The following is a 17606-nucleotide window of genomic DNA, read 5'->3' on the forward strand; positions in this document are numbered from 1 at the left end:
CTTCAGGTAGAATCCGGTCGCCTGGTTTGGGGCTGCTTCGCAGCCCAGCGCGGGACAAGCCCGCTCACTACAAAGATGTGTAGATACCTATGCCGCGATGGCGGCATCTCAGGCAATTATTGGCTGGTTGACACCCCGCTATCGCGGGCAAGCCCCGCTCCCACACTGATCTCACTAGCCTTTGAGGGTACGCGTCATCCGCAGCGCCAACACGCTGCCGCCGACAATCACCGCCGCCAGCAGGTACAACGCCATGTCCGTGGACCCGGTGGCATCCTTCACAAACCCGACGATATACGGGCTGAGGAAGCCGGCCATCTGGCCCATGGAGTTGATCAGCGCCAGGCCACCCGCCGCCGCGCCCGCACTGAGCATGGCGGTAGGCACTGGCCAGAACATCGGCAAGCCGGTCAGGGCACCCATGGTCGCGATGGTCAGGCCCAGGATTGCAACGGCCGGGGTGGTGGCGAAATTCACTGCGATCACCAAGCCGACAGCACCCATCAACATCGGCACCACCAAGTGCCAGCGGCGCTCCTTGCGCAAGTCGGCGGAACGCCCCACCAGCAGCATGAACACCGCCGCCAGCAGATAGGGAATCGCACTGAGCCAGCCGATCACCAGGTTATCGCTGAACCCCAGGTTCTTGATGATCGACGGCAGCCAGAAGTTGATGGCGTACACGCCGCTCTGGATGCAGAAGTAGATCAGGCCGAACGCCCAGATCGCCGGGTTCTTGAACACCTCGGCCAGGGAGTCGGTGCTGGTTTTGGGTTTGTTCGCCAAATCGGTCGCCTGGTCGGCCTCCAACACCGCACGCTCATGGGGCTTGAGCCACTTGGCATGGGCGAAGCTGTCGCTGAGCAGGAAGTAGGCGAGGGCGCCGAGGATTACGGTGGGGATGCCTTGCAGCAGGAACATCCACTGCCAGCCTGCCAGGCCGCCTTGGCCGGCGGCGAAGTGGTTGAGGATCCAGCCGGAGAACGGGCTACCGAGCAATCCGGAGACCGGGATGGCCGAAATGAACAGCGCCATGATCCGCCCACGGCGAAAGGTCGGGAACCACTGCGAGAGGTACAGCACCACACCGGGGAAGAAGCCGGCCTCGGCGGCGCCCGTAAACAGGCGCAGGGTGTAGAAGTGCGTCGGCGTGGTGACGAACAACAGGCAGGTGGACAGCGTGCCCCAGACAATCATCATCAACGCAATCCAGCGCCGCGGACCGAACCTGTTCAACGCCAGGTTGCTCGGCACGCCGCACAGCACATAGCCGATAAAGAAGATCCCGGCCCCGAGGCCGTAGACGGTTTCGCTGAATTTCAAGGCGTCGAGCATCTGCAACTTGGCGAAGCCGACGTTTACCCGGTCGAGGTAATTGAACAGATAGCAGATGAAAATGAAGGGGATCAAGCGCAGGGTGATGCGCTTGTAGATGGCGTTTTTATCGTCATCGGTGGCCAAGGGGGTCGCGGCGCTCTGTGACATGGCTCTCTCTCTTTATTATGATTTTTCGCGATGCGAGGGTAACGTTGATCGCCCATCGAGTCTCGGCCACCCGGCAGGCCGCTGTCTTTGTGCTCGCGCACAGCCACCCGAGCTTTGCGCTGTGCCTGTGAACAACCACGCATTCAAGGAAACTTAAATCGCATGTTCGAGCTTGATCATGACCTGGCGCAGGATATCGTCGATCGAACCATGGCGATCCTGCCCTACAACGTCAACGTCATGGACAGCCAGGGCCTGATTCTCGGCAGCGGTGAACCTGAGCGGATCAATACCCGGCATGAAGGCGCGCAACTGGTGCTTGCCAATGGTCGCGTGGTGGAAATCGACGGTCAGACCGCCAAGCACCTCAAGGGCGTGCAACCGGGGATCAACCTGCCGCTGTTGCATGACGGGCGCCTGATCGGCGTGCTGGGCCTCACCGGCGAACCGGAGGGCCTGCGTACCTACGCCGAATTGGTGCGCATGACCGCCGAAATGCTCGTCAGCCACCGCCACCAGCAGGCCGAGCAACAATGGCGGCGCCAGCGCTGCGATGACCTGCTGGCCTTGCTGCTGGCCGACGCCGGTGAGTCGCCGCGCCTGGTGGATGAAGCCCAGCAACTGGGGCTCAAGCCGCAACTGGCGCGCACGCCCTACCTGTTCGAGCTGGGTGCGGGGCAATCGGCGGACGCTTTGAGCGCCTGGCTGGCCTCGCGCTACCCGGACAGCTGGTGTGTCAGCTCGGCGCAGCATTCGCTGTTGTGGTGCCGGCCGGCGGCGGTACCGGTGGACAATCCACGGCTGCTGGAAAAACTCGAAGGCCTGGGCTGGAACATCCTGCGCGTGGCCGTTGGCGGGCAAGCGCAGGGGCTGTCTGGGCTACGGCGTTGCTATCGACGCGTCACAGATTTACTCGCCTATGGCCGCGATGTGCTGCCGCAGTCGCGCCTGCTGACGCTCAACCGCTATCGCTTGCCCGTGATGCTCTGGCGTCATCGCAACGACGACGCCCTCGACGAGTTGCTCAACCCCCTGCGCAAGGTGCTCGCCAAGGACGCGAATGGACAGCTGCTGGCCACGTTGCGCAGTTGGTGCGAACACGACGGGCAAAGCCAGGCCTGTGCCGATGCGCTGGGCATTCACCGGAACAGCCTACGCTACCGCATGGAGCGCATTGCCGAACTCAGCGGCGTCGACCCGTTGACCCTGGACGGCATGCTCGCGCTCTACCTGGGCGTGCAGTTGCTGCCCCAGGCTTTGTCGCAATGAACAACAAAGTGCATCCGTACTTGTGCATCGGACCGGCGTCAGCGGCCCTGCCAACTGGCAGCATGGGTGGATAAAAACTGGAGAAAGCCCATGAAAATCATCATCGCCCCCGACTCGTTCAAGGACAGCCTGAGCGCCGAAGGCGTCGCCCACGCCATTGCGGCAGGGTTGGCCCAGGTCTGGCCGGACGCACAGGTGATCCAATGCCCGATGGCGGACGGTGGTGAAGGTACGGTGGATTCGGTGCTGGCGGCGTGCAATGGCCAGTTGCGTTATCACACTGTGCGGGGCCCGCTGGGTGCACCGGTTCAAGCGCATTGGGGCTGGTTGGCCGACAGTCACACCGCAATCATCGAAATGGCCGAAGCCAGTGGGCTGCAATTGGTACCGCCGGGGGAACGTGATGCCTGCAAAACCACCACCTATGGCACCGGCGAGCTGATCCGCGCCGCTCTGGACCAGGGTGCGCAGCGCATCATCCTGGCGATCGGCGGCAGCGCCACCAACGACGGCGGCGCGGGTGCGATGCAGGCCCTCGGCGTGCAGCTGTTCGACGCCGATAACCGCAGCCTCGCACCCGGCGGCCTCGCATTGGCCGGCCTGGCGCGCATCGACCTGCAACAGCTCGACCCACGCCTTGCCCAGGTCCGCTTTGAAATCGCCGCCGACGTGAACAACCCGCTGTGCGGTGCCCACGGTGCCTCTGCCATTTTCGGCCCGCAAAAAGGCGCCAGTCCCGAGCAGGTGCAACAGCTGGACGCCGCCCTGGGTCACTTCGCCGACCATTGCACCAAGGTGCTGCCCAAGGATGTGCGCGACGAACCCGGCAGCGGCGCCGCCGGCGGCCTGGGTTTTGCGGCGAAGGCTTTTCTGGGCGCGCAGTTCCGCGCCGGTGTAGAGGTGGTGGCCGAACTGGTCGGCCTGGAGCAAGCCGTGGGCGGCGCCGACCTGGTGATCACCGGCGAAGGCCGCTTCGATGCCCAGACCCTGCGCGGCAAAACCCCCTTCGGCGTGGCACGCATCGCACAACAGCACGGCGTGCCGGTGATCGTCATCGCCGGCACCCTGGGCGAGGGCTACGAGCAGATGTATGCCCATGGTGTGGATGCCGCCTTCGCCTTGCCATCCGGCCCCATGAGCCTGGAGCAAGCGTGCGCCGAGGCGCCCAGGTTGTTGCGCGAACGAGCGGCGGACATTGCGCGGCTATGGCAGGTAGCCTCAAGGGGTTGATAGAGGCTGTCGTTGGCGTCGTGACAGAGCTGTCGATAATTACTATGATCGCTGCTTACTTTGAAGACTGGCTGACCTGGCCGGGCACGTTGGAAGCCGATCATGCAGATCAAGCGTTTTACCCTCGTCAATTTCCGCGGCATCGAGAAAATGGAACTCGATTTCGAGGGTAAGCAGACTGTCGCTTTGGTGGGCGTTAATGGAGTGGGCAAGTCTTCGATTCTGGATGCGTTGGCGATTACGCTTTCGAATTTGACCGCCCGTATGGTTGGTCAACCCTCTAAGTCAAGGACAATCGCGAAAGATGACATCAGAGTTGGGGCCGAATTCACACGCTTGCACGTCGATACACAATTGTTTGAAAACTACGCCGTAGACTGGGCGATTGCGCTGAATCGCAAGGCTGGCAAACATTCACGTGAGCGCAGCAGCGAGTTGTCTCGATTGAATGATGCTGCCGATGGTGTTGAATACGGCATTACTCAGCACGAATTTGAGGGTGGTGGGCCGATCGAGCTGCCCTTGGCGGTTTACTACGATGTTCACCGAGCTGTGCTGGACGTGCCGCTACGGGTCCGCGAACGCCTGGTGAATGCTATTGCTGAGGGTTATGACGACGCGCTCGGACATGGCGGTGCGGACTTCAAACGGTTCTTTATTTGGTTCCGCAATCAAGAAGATCTGGAAAATGAAAATAGCCGGGATACTCCTGGCTATCGAGATCCCGCGCTTTCGGTTGTTCGCCGGGCAATCGAAACCTTTACTGGCTTTAGAGATGTCCGCATTCGCCGCAAGCCTGCGCTGCGAATGACGGTTCTAAAAGGCGGACTCGAATTCAACGTGCTGCAACTTTCGGATGGAGAGAAATGTCTGTTGGCACTGGTCGGAGACCTAGCCCGCAGGCTGACATTGCTTAACTGCGAGGTACTCGACCCATTGGAAGGAAGGGGCGTTGTCCTTATCGACGAACTGGACCTTCACCTGCATCCAGGTTGGCAGCGCACCGTGGTCGCCAATCTGGAAAAAACATTCCCCAACTGCCAATTCATCATTACGACTCACTCTCCCCAGATATTGGGAGAGTTACCTGCTGAATCCGTGATGCTACTCAAAGACGGCCAATATCTAGGTCATCCGGAACGGGCCTTGGGCCTTCGCAGTGGTGAGGTTATCGAGGAGCTGATGGGCGGCCTGGCCCAGAACCAGTACGTCAGCCAACAGCTTCGGAAAATCCATGGCGACCTTGACGCTGACAATCTTGAGTCTGCCCAAGCTGAACTTGCACATTTGCGTGAACAGGTTGGAAGAATCCCTGACGTGCTTGAAGCCCAAGCAAATATAGACTCTCTAAGGTCGCTGGAAGAGGGCGGAGCGTGAGGTCTATCAAAAAGGGGGCCGAACCAAGGGCGCTGATTGAATGGCGAAGGGAAAACCGCGAGACGCAGCACAATCTTTTTTACGGTAAGGGCAGCAGCTTTCCGAGTGAGCCGGTGCGTCAGTCTCTTCTGAAAGAGCAATTTCATCTATGTGCTTATACATTAAGGCGCTTACCGACAGTCGCCGAATGCCAGGCAAGGGGGCAGGGCACACAATTCAGTTGCCACATTGAGCATGTACTCCCACAAAAGCATTACAAGGCCCAGAGCATTGCCTACGCCAACTTGGTGGCGTGTTACCCATCCAGCCAAACCGGCATTGCTTGCGCTTATGGCGCCGTGCAAAAAGATGACTACGACTCGGCCCGAAAGCCTTTTGTTTCGCCCCTGGCAGTCAATATCGAGCGCCACTTCAGATATTCCAGCGATGGCTATGTAGAAGGTCTGACGCCTGAAGCCATCATTACTATCGACGTTCTTAAACTCAACCATCCTACGTTGGTCAACGACAGGGCTGCTGTTATCAAGGGCCGGTTGAAGCCGCGCGGTACCCCTATATCCGCTGCAACTGCTCGGCGCTTGGCTGATGAAGTGGATACACCCGATGCTCAGCATTGCCTTCCCGAGTACTGTCAGGCGCTTAAGCAGCAAGCCGAGCTCCATGCACTGCGTCTTGAAAGACGCGCTGCGCGCGTCCGTGGCCAGCTAAGGACTTGAAGGTTGCCTGTAAAACCCGCGAAACTGCCCGGCCACTTGTTTTTCAAAGGACGAAACACAATGCACCCGCCAGAACCCGCTATCGTCATCCAGCGCTTCACCGAAGCCCACCTCGAAGGCGTCGCCGCGCTCTATAACGAGCCGGCCGTGTGCCGTCAGGTGCTGCAGATGCCTTTCCAATCCATTGAGGTGTGGCGCAAACGCCTGGTGATGGACAACGAGCGACGGCTGCAACTGGTGGCTGTGCACGGCGGTGAAGTGGTCGGCCAGCTTGGCCTGGAACAGTACCTGCGCGTGCGCCAGGCCCATGTCGGTTCGTTCGGCATGGGTGTGGCGACGGCGTGGCAGGGCAGGGGGATCGGCTCGCGTCTGTTGACGGCCGCGCTGGACGTGGCCGACAACTGGATGAACCTGCACCGGGTGGAACTCACGGTGTACGCCGACAACCAGGCGGCGCAGGCGCTGTACCACAAGTTCGGTTTTGAGGTCGAGGGCGTGCTGCGCGATTACGCCGTGCGTGACGGCCGGTTTGTCGACACCGTGAGCATGGCGCGCCTGCGCACGTCGGCTTAGTCCTGCAAGGCAAACGCCACCGCAGCCTGCGCATGCAGCTCGGTGGTGTCGAGCAGCGGCAGGTCGCTGTGTTCGGGTTTGATCAGCAGGCTGATTTCCGTGCAGCCGAGGATGATCGCCTGGGCGCCGCGCGCGGCCAGGGATTGGATCACCCCCTGGTATACCTTGCGTGAGGCATCGCTGATCACCCCGACACACAACTCCTCATAAATGATCCGGTGCACGGCCTGGCGCTCCTGTACTTCGGGTACCAGCACGGTCAGGCCCTGTGCTGCCAAGCGCGCTTTGAGAAAATCCTGCTCCATGGTGAACGCAGTGCCGAGCAGGCCGACCGTGAGCGTGCCGGCCTGCACCGCAGCCGCGCCGGCGGCATCGGCAATATGCAGAAACGGAATCGACACCGCCGCTTCGATACGCGGCGCAACCAGATGCATGGTGTTGGTACACAGCACCACACACTCGGCACCACCGGCCTGCAGGCGACGCGCGGCCGCTTCCAGGATCAGCGCGGCGTCATCCCAGCGACCGGCATGTTGAGCCTGTTCTACCGGGCCGAAATCCACGCTGTACATCAACAGTTGCGCCGAGCGCAGCGGGCCAAGCCTGTCGCGCACGCATTGGTTGATGATGCGGTAGTACTCGGCGCTGGACTCCCAGCTCATGCCGCCAATAAGACCAATGGTGCGCATGCGATGCTCCTGACAAGGAAAGTCGCTTCACCTTACCCATCGGCGGCGGATTCGTCATACGCAGTTGACCGCCAAATGACCGGTGCAGTTTGTCATGCCTGGCTGGCCCAGGTTTTAAGCCGTACGCTGAGCCGCCGCATCTGCCATGATCGGGCTTTGCACTCTGGCTCACCCAAGGAATCCGCAATGGACGATGTACAGCAACTGGGCGAGATGCTTCGTCATTACGCCGATAGCGAAGCGCACAAAAAGCAGCAATTCGACCTGCAGTCGGCCCGCTGGGCACAAAAGCTCGGCGAGCTGTTCGGGCAGATCGAGCTGTGGCTGGCGCCGGTGAAGACCGTGGGGCTGCTGGACGTTCATCGTGAAGCCTACGTGGCCAGCGGCCCGAGCGTGCCGGTGGAGACGTCGCCGTTCAAGACCGAGAAACTCACCGTGCAGATCACCGGAAAATCCGTGGAGTTCGTGCCGGACGTGATGGGCGCCGGCGGCTTGATCTCTGTGTCTGTCATGGGCTTGACCGCGGCACGCCACGGCAGCGTTTCACTGGTGCTGCCCGCGGATAAAAACGATTGGCTGTGGAAGAAGACCAACGGCCTGAAAGACCCGGACACCTTTGGCTTCGACGCCAACTTCCTGGCCTCGCAGTTGCAGAGCCTGATTCCGCGCGAACGCGCCTGAGGTTTGCGCCTACCTGTCGAGCCGGCGTAGGAAACAGAGCTATTTTTCAGGAATTGGCTATACCTACAGCTCAACGTTCCAACGCCGACCGCCAGGGAGTTCGAAGATGAGACTTGGGCAAATGATGACCGTGCTGTGCGTCGCCTCGCTTGGGCTGGCGGGCTGCGCCAGCAAGGTGACGCAACCGGATGAATACTCGGGGTTTCTCTCCGACTACAGTCAACTCAAGCAAGCCAAGTCGCCGTCCGGCGCCGAAGTGATGCGCTGGGTCGATCCCAAGCTCGACCTGAGCCGCTACAGCGCGGTGTACGTCGAACCGACGCAGTTCTACCCCAAGCCCCAGGCCACTGCAAAGATTCCGGACAGCACCCTGCGTGGTATCAACGATGACTTCAACCGCGCGCTCAAGCGCGAACTGGCCAAGTCGCTGCCTCTGGCTGACGGGCCCGGGCCAGGCGTGATCGTGGTGCGCGCGGCAATCACCGCAGTCAGCAGCAAGACCGAAGGGCTCAAGCCCTATGAGTTTGTTCCCGTGGCACTGGTGGCGGCGGCGGTCAGTACCGGTACAGGCATTCGCGACCAGGAAACCACGTTGGGCACCGAGGCGCAGTTCCTCGATGGCGCCAGCGGCAAAGTGCTGGCCCAAGTGGTGCGCAAAGGCACCGGCAAGCCGTTGGCCAACGACTCGCAAGTGATGCGGGCCGACGATGTGAAAGGGGTTGTCGATGGCTGGGCGGCGGACTTGCACCAGTCCTACCTGAAACTGAAAAAACGCTGAACTCTAAACGCAAGTCTGGCCGGCGGGCTGTGGCAACCGCCGGCCAGGTGGCGCTACTTGAGCGGCGTCAACGGCGGCAGCTTCCACTGGCCACTGTTTACTTGCGGCTCAGGCAGGTACAGGCGCAGTACCGCGTAGAAGGGTGCGGGCGGCGCCGGCAGCCAGTTGCTCTGTTCTGCCTTCGGCGGTTCGTGATGCTGCAGCGCCAGGGTCAGGCCGCCGTCGGCGTCCCACTTGAGGTCCGGCAGCATGCGCGAATTGATCTGGTAGCGTTTCTTGTGGTTGGGCACCAGTTGGTGGGTCTTGGCGTCGTACAGGGTCAGGGACCAGAACGCATCCGCCGGGGGCAATTGGTCCTTGGCGAAATGCACGGTGTAGCTATGACGCGCGCCGTTGGCAGGTTTGCCCTCGCTGTCGTCAACATAGGTAAAGGACGCAAACTCGTCGCTGGAACCGCCGAACAGACCCAGGCTGACCCCGGCATAACGGTACAGGTAGTTGTTTTTCAGGCGGTCGCGGCTGCCATACAGCTCGCCGCTGGACACTTGACGCGTGTCAATCCGCTCCTTTTTGAACGCGGCAAACGCTGCCTGGCCGTCGGCGATGCCATCTTCCAGCGCTTTGCGCTGTTCGGCGCTCAGTTGGTTGACCTTGAACGGGGCCCCCGGCGCGATGCCGATCCTGGCGAACCGTGCCAGCAGCTCTTTTTCGCTGTCCTGGGGCGCCGCGAAGGCGAGCATGAAGTTCAGGTAGCGGAACAGTTGCGGGCTGTCGCTCATGGTCGCCGTGGGCTTGGGCCATTCGATGCGGGCGGCCCTGGCCGGTGGCGCCTGCTTCACGTAGCGGCTCAGCGGCTGCACGGTGTAGCCGTTCTGGATCTGCTTGACCTTGTTCAGGTCCTTTTCATCAAACACCTGGGTGCGATACAGGGCGTAGGCGATATTGCTTTCGCTGTAGATCACCCGGTCCACGTCCACGGGCTGCTGACCTTTCCAGTCTGGGCCGGCGATCATGTAGTGGCCGCCGTTGTTGCCGGTGCTGCGGGTGCCCAGGTACGCGATGTTATGTGTGTAGAGGTCGATCAACTGCACCGAGTCATAACGGTTGTCTTCTATCTTGGGCAGCGTCAGCACCAGGGGCTCGGTGCGCAGGTCCATCCAGACGAAGGAGAGCGACGTGTCCGGATTGGGCGTTGCGCCGGCCGTGTCCTTCGGCGTCAGCGCCTGCGCGCCATGGCCGATATGGTTCAACGGCGCCTTGAAGTTGGCACCGCCCTTGTCGACGGCCTGTGTGTAGAGCGTCTTGTACATCTCCACCACCGGAAAGCCATACAGGTAGGCTTCCTTGGCAATGGCCCGCGCTTCACTCGGCGTCGCGGTGAAGTCGGCCCAGGCGCCGGTGCTGACGAGTATCGAGAGGCTCGCCAACAGCAGGCGCGTCGGTTTTCCAATCATGATGTTGCGTCCTTCCAAGAGTGCTTTGATGGGGCGGGCGATAAAGCGCAGAGTTTCCGGTTTTCCGCGCCGCAGGTCACGTAAATCTCTACGCACCTGACATAAAAATGCCGCCCAGGCAGGCGGCATTCGAGCGACGCTTGCGTCAAGGCAGCATGGACTTGACCTTGTCACGCAACTGATCGATGGAAAACGGCTTGGCGATCACCTGCATGCCGGCCGGCACCTCGATGTTTTCGGCATAGCCGCTGGCGAACAGGATCGGCAGGGCAGGGCGCAGCTCGCGCACCAGGGTTGCCAGTTGCTTGCCGTCCATGTCCGGCAGGCCGACGTCGGTCATCATCAGGTCAATGACCTGCTCGGTTTTTTGCACTTGCGCCAGCGCTTCTGCGGCATCGGCGGCTTCCAGTACGCTGAATTCCAACTCCTCCAGAACATCGACGATCAGCATGCGCACGATGGCATCGTCTTCGACGACAAGGATGGTGGAGGTGACTGCGGACATAATATGGGTTTCCCAAAAAAGGCGAGGTTTACACGCGGCCGTTCTGACAGGCCTCTTCCTTGAGTAAGCGCGCACTCATGACAAGTTCCCGCCGGCCGTAAAAACAATGCGATACAGAAGACCAGAGAGAATAGCGGGTTCTTTCGTAGGAATCTGTACAAAACCATCCTGGAAAAATGGTCTTGCCTGCCACTTTGGGGCAAACTTCCGGTTTTTCCACCTTTGGCCAAGGCATGCCCATGACTCCCGCGTCGTCCGTCGATGAAAAGAGCTTTCGTACCCTGCTGAGCCGAAACGTTGCGCTGCCCCTGGGTGTGGGCGTGCTCAGTGCGGTGTTTTTCGTCTGCCTGATCAGCTATTTGTTGTCGGTGATCCAATGGGTCGAGCACACAGACCGGGTGATCAATAACCTCAATGAGACGTCGAAGCTGACCGTCGACCTGGAAACCGGCATGCGCGGGTTCCTGATCACCGGTGATGAGCATTTCCTCGACCCTTACGAGGTGGCCAAGCCGCGCATCATTGCCGACCTGCGCAACCTGCAGGAGCTGGTGGCGGACAACCCCCAGCAGGTGGATCGCCTCAAGCGCCTGGAAGCCTTGCAGGGGGAGTGGAACAAATACGCCCAGTCGATGATTGATCTGCAACGCAACAGCGGCGACTACCGCGGTGCGGTCAAGAACGGCCGCGGCAAGCGCCTGACTGACGAGATCCGCAAGGAATACGACGATGCGGTGGCGATGGAGCAGCAGTTCCGCATCACGCGCAATGCCGAAGTCACCCGCACCACCGTGATCAGCGTCACCCTGTACCTGGTGTTTGTGCTCGGCCTGAGCGGCTTGCTGGCGTATATCGGTCGAAAGAATTTGGTAGCTCTTTCAGATAGTTACAGCGCAAACCTCGCGTCACAAAAGAAGATCGCTCGACGCCTGGAACAGCAAGCCTGGCTGCGCAACGGCCAGACTGAACTGGCCGAACAGGTGCTCGGCCAGCTCACCTTGAACATGCTCGGGCGCAATATCCTGCAATTCTTTGCCCAGTACATGGGCTCGGCCGTGGCCGCGCTGTATGTGCGTGAAGAACACGGCGGCCTGCGACGCGTGGCCACCTATGGTTTCTCGCGCGAGCAGGAACAGCGGGAGCAGGCGATCTACAGCGACGAAGGCATCATCGGCCAGTCGGCCCAGCTGGATCGCCTGATTCGCCTTGATGATGTGCCGGTGGACTACTTCAAGGTCAGCTCCGGCCTGGGTGAAGGGCATACCCGCAGTGTGCTGGTCGTGCCCACCACGGATGATGACCGCGTCAATGGCGTGATCGAACTGGGTTTCCTGCGCCCGCTTGAGGAACGTGATGAAGAGCTGTTGGAGCTGATCGCCGGCAACATCGGCACCTCCATCGAAGCCGCGCGCTATCGCCAGCGCCTGCAGGAGGTGCTCGCCGAGACCCAGCAGCTCAACGAAGAGCTGCAAGTGCAACAGGAAGAGCTCAAGACGGCCAACGAAGAGCTGGAAGAACAGTCGCGCATCCTCAAGGAATCCCAAGCCCACCTGGAAACCCAACAGGCCGAGCTGGAGCAGACCAACGAGCAACTGGCGGAGCAGACCGAAACCCTGGCCGAGCAGCGCGACGCCATGGACCGCAAGAACATCGAACTCAACCGCGTGCAGCTGGAACTGGAAGACCGCGCCGACGAATTGCAGCGCTCCAGCAAGTACAAGTCCGAATTCCTCGCCAACATGTCCCACGAGCTGCGCACGCCGCTTAACAGTTCGCTGATCCTGGCCAAGTTGCTGGCCGAGAACCCCCAGGAAAACCTTAGCGCCGAACAGGTCAAGTTTGCCGAGTCGATCTATTCGGCCGGCAACGATCTGCTCAACCTGATCAATGACATCCTGGATATTTCCAAGGTAGAAGCCGGCAAGCTCGAGGTGCGTCCGGAAAATTCCAGCGTGGCGCGACTGGTCGACGGCCTGCGCGGCATGTTCGAACCGCTGGCGGCCGATCGCAAGCTGGCCTTCCAGGTCGAGGTGCAGGAAGACGCACCGGGCATGCTGTTTACTGATCGCCAGCGCCTGGAGCAGATCCTCAAGAACCTGTTGTCCAACGCGATCAAGTTCACCGAACAGGGCGAGGTCAGCCTGTCGGTGTCGCGCGCACCGGGGGAGGGCATTGCCTTCACCGTGCGCGATTCCGGCATCGGCATTGCGCCGGACCAGCAGGAAAGCATCTTCGAGGCCTTCCGCCAGGCCGACGGCACCACCAACCGCCGTTACGGCGGCACCGGCCTGGGCCTGTCGATCTCGCGCGACCTGGCCACCTTGCTCGGCGGATACATCAGCGTCACCAGCGAACCCGGCAAGGGCAGCGTGTTCACGCTGGTCCTGCCGGAGCAGTATGTCGAGCGCGAAGAAGACGCCGCGCCGGTCGAGCAGCCGCGCCAAGTGGTGGTAGCGCCCGCGCCCGCGCCGATCAAGGCGGCGCCGCTGCCGGTGGTCGAAATCAAGCAAATCCCGCGTTTCGCCGATGATCGCGACAAGGCCCCGTTCACCACCCGCTGCATTCTGGTGGTGGAAGACGAGCCGAACTTCGCCCGTATCCTCTTCGACCTGGCCCACGAACTGGGCTACAACTGCCTGGTGGCCCATGGCGCGGACGAAGGCTACAGCCTGGCCGAGGAATATATTCCCGACGCGATCCTGCTGGACATGCGCCTGCCGGACCATTCCGGGCTGACGGTGCTGCAACGCCTGAAAGAACACCCCAATACCCGGCACATCCCGGTGCATGTGATTTCCGTGGAAGACCGCGTCGAAGCCGCCATGCACATGGGCGCCATTGGGTATGCGGTCAAACCGACCACCCGCGAAGAACTCAAGGACGTGTTCGCCCGCCTGGAAGCCAAGCTCACCCAGAAGGTCAAGCGCGTGCTGCTGGTGGAAGACGACGACCTGCAACGTGACAGCATTGCCCGTCTGATCGGTGACGACGATATCGAAATCACCGATGTCGGGTACGCCCAGGCTGCTCTGGACCTGCTGCGCACCCACGTCTACGACTGCATGATCATCGACCTCAAGCTGCCGGACATGCTCGGTAACGAGCTGCTCAAGCGCATGGCCACCGAGGACATCTGCTCGTTCCCGCCGGTTATCGTCTACACCGGGCGTAACCTGACCCGCGATGAAGAGAACGAGCTGCGCAAGTATTCGCGCTCGATCATCATCAAGGGCGCCCGCTCGCCGGAGCGCTTGCTGGACGAGGTCACACTCTTTCTGCACAAAGTCGAATCCCAGCTGTCCCATGATCGCCAGAAGATGCTCAAGACCGCGCGCAGCCGTGACAAGGTGTTCGAGGGCCGCAAAATCCTGCTGGTGGACGACGACGTGCGCAACATCTTTGCCCTGACCAGTGCCCTGGAGCACAAAGGCGCGGTGGTGGTGATCGGGCGTAACGGGCGTGAGGCCATCGACAAACTCAATGAAGTCGAGGATATCGACCTGGTGCTGATGGACGTGATGATGCCGGAGATGGATGGCTACGAGGCCACGGCCTTGATCCGCCAGGACCCGCGCTGGAAGAAACTGCCGATCATCGCCGTGACGGCCAAGGCCATGAAGGACGATCAGGAACGCTGCCTCGCGGCCGGTTCCAACGATTACCTGGCCAAGCCGATTGACTTGGATCGTCTGTTTTCATTGATTCGCGTATGGCTACCCAAGATGGAACGCATTTAAGTGGAGCAACGCTTCTTGGAAAAAAGTTTCTTGGAAAAAAGCGGCGACATTGAGCTGCGTCTCTTGATCGAGGCGATTTACCTCAAGTACAGCTACGACTTTCGGGATTATTCCGGGGCGTCGGTGAAGCGCCGCGTGGCCCACGCCCTGCGCCAGTTTGACTGCGCGACCATTTCCGCTTTGCAGGAGCGCGTCCTGCACGACCCGGCGGCGTTCATGCAGTTGCTGCAGTTCCTGACGATCCCGGTGAGCGAAATGTTCCGCGATCCGTCGCACTTCCTGGCGATCCGCCGGGAAGTGGTGCCGCTGCTCAAGACCTACCCGTCGATCAAGATCTGGATCGCCGGGTGCAGCACGGGGGAGGAGGTGTACTCCATGGCCATCCTGCTGCGCGAGGAAGGTTTGCTGGAGCGCACGATCATCTACGCCACCGATATCAACCCGGCGTCGCTGGACAAGGCCAAGCAGGGCATCTTCTCCCTGGAGAACGTGCGGGCCTACACTGCCAACTATCAGCAGGCCGGCGGGCAGCGGTCATTTGCCGACTACTACACCGCAGCCTACGATTACGCCATTTTCGACAAGACGCTGCGCGAGAATGTCACCTTTGCCGACCACAGCCTGGCGACGGACAGTGTGTTCTCAGAAACTCAATTAATTTCATGTCGTAATGTATTGATTTACTTCAATAAAAAATTGCAGGATCGCGCGTTTGGATTGTTTCATGAGTCGCTGTGCCATCGCGGCTTCCTGGTGCTGGGCAGCAAGGAAACCCTGGATTTTTCCGCCTACAGCAAACAATTCGAGCCTTTGGTCAAACAGGAACGGATCTACCGAAAATCATGAACGACGCTGCATCCAGCCCCATTCGCGGGATAGAAGCCATCGTCGTCGGCGCTTCCGCCGGCGGTGTCGAGGCGTTGCTGAGTGTTTTCGGTGGGTTACCCAAGGGCTTCGGCCTGCCGATCATTGCCGTGCTGCATTTGCCGGACGAGCGCCGCAGCCAGTTGGCCGAGGTGTTTGCCCGACGCCTTGCGCTGCCCGTGGTGGAAGCCCGTGACAAAGAGTCGATCAAGCCTGGCACCCTGTATTTTGCCGGGCCCAGCTACCACCTGTCGGTAGAGCACGACCGCAGCCTCTCGTTGAGCCAGGAAGACCGCGTGCACCACTCGCGGCCGTCCATCGACTATCTGTTCGAATCCGCGGCGGACGCCTATGGCGCGGGTTTGCTGGCGGTGCTGTTGACCGGCGCCAACCAGGACGGCGCGCGGGGCCTGGCCCAGGTCAAGCGCCAGGGTGGAACCACGGTGGTGCAAGAGCCCACTGAAGCACGGGTCGCGGTCATGCCTCTGGCAGCCCTGGCGCTGCACACACCCGACCATATTCTTACGTTGAGCCGCATTGGCTCATTATTGGCTTCCCTGGAATATTCCCCATGTTAAGTCCTATCCAGGCCAAACTGCTGATCGTTGACGACCTGCCGGAAAACCTGCTGGCCCTCGAAGCGCTGATCAAGCGCGAGGACCGCCAGGTATTCAAGGCCTTGAGCGCCGACGAGGCCTTGTCCCTGTTGCTGGAACACGAGTTCGCCATGGCGATTCTGGACGTGCAGATGCCCGGCATGAATGGTTTCGAACTGGCCGAGCTGATGCGCGGCACCGAAAAGACCAAGAACATCCCGATCGTGTTCGTCAGCGCCGCCGGGCGTGAACTCAACTACGCCTTCAAGGGCTATGAAAGCGGCGCCGTGGACTTCCTGCACAAACCGCTGGATATCCATGCGGTCAAGAGCAAGGTCAACATCTTCGTCGACCTGTATCGCCAGAGCAAAGCCATGAAGCAACAGGTCGAAGCCCTCGAGCGCAGCCGTCGCGAGCAGGAGTTGCTGCTCACGCGCCTGCAGTCCACCCAGGCCGAGCTGGAGCAGGCGGTGCGCATGCGCGATGACTTCATGTCGATCGTTGCCCACGAAGTGCGCACGCCCCTCAACGGGCTGATTCTCGAGACCCAACTGCGCAAGATGCACCTGGCGCGGGACAACGCCGCGGCGTTCACTCTGGACAAGATGCGCGCCATGGTCGACCGCGATGAACGCCAGATCCAGAGCCTGATCCGCTTGATCGAAGACATGCTCGACGTGTCGCGCATCCGCACCGGCAAATTATCGATACGCCCGGCGCGTTTCGACCTGGCGCAATTGGTGAGCAACCTGGTGGAGAACTTCGCGCCTCAGGTGGCGGCCGCCGAGTCTTCCATGCAACTGGCTATCGAAGGCCCCGTGGAAGGCCATTGGGATGAGTTCCGTATCGAGCAGGTGATCACCAACTTGCTGACCAACGCCTTGCGCTACGGGGCCAAGAGCCCGGTGGAGGTGCGCGTATACAGCGAGCACAGCGAAGCCCGGGTGGAAGTGCGCGACCACGGAATTGGGATCAGCGAGGAAAACCAGAAGCGGATTTTCCAGCAGTTCGAACGCGTCTCCGCCAGTCAGGTGGCCGCCGGTCTGGGCCTGGGGTTGTTTATTTCCGAGCAGATCGTCACGGCCCATGGCGGTACCATCGAAGTCGAGAGCCGCATAGGCGAGGGCGCCTTGTTCCGCGTGTGTTTGCCGCTCCAAGCGTCGGCATGAAATCAATCGTCACCTCGACGCAACCTCTGCGTGACCCCAGGGTCGTAATTGCAGCAATTGACCGGACAAAGGCTTCCCATGAGTGAAGATGCGCAAGATGTCGTTCTGATCGTCGAGGACGACGAATCCATTATGTTTGTGCTGGGCGAGTACCTGGCCGGCCTGGGCTATCGCGTATTGAAAGCGATTGATGGCGAGCAGGCCTTCGAGATCCTCGCGACCAAGCCGCACCTGGACCTGATGGTCACCGACTATCGCCTGCCGGGCGGCATCTCCGGTGTGCAGATCGCCGAGCCGGCGATGAAGCTGCGGCCGGAATTGAAAGTGATCTTTATCAGCGGGTACCCGCAGGAAATCCTCGACTGCAACAGCCCCATTACGCGCAATGCACCGATCCTGGCCAAGCCGTTCGACCTGGATACGCTGCAAGAGCATATCCAGCGGTTGTTGGCATAATGTGAGGCGGCGCACCCTCAAAGCGCC

The 17606-nt window shown here is 60.8% G+C and carries 16 protein-coding genes; 12 read left to right on the forward strand and 4 right to left on the reverse strand.

From position 1 onward, the window contains the following. Window positions 1–174: 174 nt before the first annotated feature. Window positions 175–1485: an MFS transporter gene (locus H0Z09_RS07660; protein ID WP_186689299.1), complete on the reverse strand. Its 1311-nt coding sequence runs from the start codon at window positions 1483–1485 to the stop codon at window positions 175–177. Window positions 1486–1647: 162 nt separating this feature from the next. Between H0Z09_RS07660 and H0Z09_RS07665 the strand changes: the two genes are divergently transcribed. The 5 genes from H0Z09_RS07665 to H0Z09_RS07685 all read left to right on the forward strand — a co-directional run bounded on the left by H0Z09_RS07665 (window position 1648) and on the right by H0Z09_RS07685 (window position 6650). Further along, complete coding sequence (locus H0Z09_RS07665; protein ID WP_186689302.1) at window positions 1648–2754, forward strand: sugar diacid recognition domain-containing protein; 1107 nt, start codon at window positions 1648–1650, stop codon at window positions 2752–2754. 90 nt (window positions 2755–2844) lie between these two features. Next, window positions 2845–3984, forward strand: a complete 1140-nt coding sequence (locus tag H0Z09_RS07670) for a glycerate kinase (RefSeq protein ID WP_186689304.1) — start codon at window positions 2845–2847, stop codon at window positions 3982–3984. A gap of 102 nt (window positions 3985–4086) precedes the next feature. Further along, on the forward strand, window positions 4087–5361 hold the full coding sequence (locus H0Z09_RS07675; RefSeq protein ID WP_186689307.1) for an AAA family ATPase: 1275 nt from the start codon (window positions 4087–4089) through the stop codon (window positions 5359–5361). Beyond that, window positions 5358–6077: a hypothetical protein gene (locus tag H0Z09_RS07680; protein ID WP_186689310.1), complete on the forward strand. Its 720-nt coding sequence runs from the start codon at window positions 5358–5360 to the stop codon at window positions 6075–6077. The genes H0Z09_RS07675 and H0Z09_RS07680 overlap by 4 nt, the downstream gene beginning before the upstream one ends. A gap of 60 nt (window positions 6078–6137) precedes the next feature. Further along, complete coding sequence (locus tag H0Z09_RS07685; RefSeq protein WP_186689313.1) at window positions 6138–6650, forward strand: GNAT family N-acetyltransferase; 513 nt, start codon at window positions 6138–6140, stop codon at window positions 6648–6650. Here the strand turns inward: H0Z09_RS07685 and H0Z09_RS07690 are convergent. Continuing rightward, window positions 6647–7339, reverse strand: coding sequence for an aspartate/glutamate racemase family protein (locus tag H0Z09_RS07690; RefSeq protein WP_186689315.1), 693 nt, complete (start codon window positions 7337–7339; stop codon window positions 6647–6649). The two genes, H0Z09_RS07685 and H0Z09_RS07690, sit on opposite strands and share 4 nt — an antisense overlap. A 186-nt stretch (window positions 7340–7525) precedes the next feature. Here H0Z09_RS07690 and H0Z09_RS07695 point away from each other — a divergent pair, with 186 nt between their 5' ends. Together H0Z09_RS07695 and H0Z09_RS07700 are read left to right on the forward strand one after the other, a co-directional pair. After that, a complete protein-coding gene (locus H0Z09_RS07695; RefSeq protein ID WP_186689317.1) occupies window positions 7526–8020 on the forward strand; it encodes a hypothetical protein in 495 nt (164 codons plus the stop codon). A 106-nt stretch (window positions 8021–8126) separates the two neighbouring features. After that, window positions 8127–8798, forward strand: coding sequence for a DUF3313 domain-containing protein (locus tag H0Z09_RS07700; RefSeq protein WP_186689319.1), 672 nt, complete (start codon window positions 8127–8129; stop codon window positions 8796–8798). Between the two features lie 53 nt (window positions 8799–8851). Here the strand turns inward: H0Z09_RS07700 and H0Z09_RS07705 are convergent, their stop codons facing one another. Next, window positions 8852–10252: a DUF1254 domain-containing protein gene (locus H0Z09_RS07705; protein ID WP_186689320.1), complete on the reverse strand. Its 1401-nt coding sequence runs from the start codon at window positions 10250–10252 to the stop codon at window positions 8852–8854. Window positions 10253–10397: 145 nt separating this feature from the next. Continuing rightward, window positions 10398–10757: a response regulator gene (locus tag H0Z09_RS07710; RefSeq protein ID WP_186689322.1), complete on the reverse strand. Its 360-nt coding sequence runs from the start codon at window positions 10755–10757 to the stop codon at window positions 10398–10400. Between the two features lie 239 nt (window positions 10758–10996). Here H0Z09_RS07710 and H0Z09_RS07715 point away from each other — a divergent pair, with 239 nt between their 5' ends. From H0Z09_RS07715 to H0Z09_RS07735, 5 genes are all read left to right on the forward strand, one after another. After that, window positions 10997–14494, forward strand: coding sequence for a response regulator (locus tag H0Z09_RS07715; RefSeq protein ID WP_186689700.1), 3498 nt, complete (start codon window positions 10997–10999; stop codon window positions 14492–14494). Between the two features lie 15 nt (window positions 14495–14509). Beyond that, window positions 14510–15340: a protein-glutamate O-methyltransferase CheR gene (locus tag H0Z09_RS07720; protein WP_186689325.1), complete on the forward strand. Its 831-nt coding sequence runs from the start codon at window positions 14510–14512 to the stop codon at window positions 15338–15340. Further along, window positions 15337–15936, forward strand: a complete 600-nt coding sequence (locus H0Z09_RS07725) for a chemotaxis protein CheB (RefSeq protein ID WP_186689327.1) — start codon at window positions 15337–15339, stop codon at window positions 15934–15936. Before H0Z09_RS07720 ends, H0Z09_RS07725 begins: the two co-directional genes overlap by 4 nt. Beyond that, a complete protein-coding gene (locus H0Z09_RS07730) occupies window positions 15930–17123 on the forward strand; it encodes a hybrid sensor histidine kinase/response regulator (RefSeq protein ID WP_186689330.1) in 1194 nt (397 codons plus the stop codon). The genes H0Z09_RS07725 and H0Z09_RS07730 overlap by 7 nt, the downstream gene beginning before the upstream one ends. 78 nt (window positions 17124–17201) lie before the next feature. After that, the gene (locus tag H0Z09_RS07735) at window positions 17202–17579 is read left to right on the forward strand and encodes a response regulator (protein WP_049713300.1); all 378 of its coding nucleotides are present in this window, start codon (window positions 17202–17204) and stop codon (window positions 17577–17579) included. Window positions 17580–17606: the final 27 nt, after the last annotated feature.

Source organism: Pseudomonas sp. SWRI18 (assembly GCF_014268345.1).
Classification (GTDB): Bacteria; Pseudomonadota; Gammaproteobacteria; order Pseudomonadales; family Pseudomonadaceae; genus Aquipseudomonas; species Aquipseudomonas cedrina.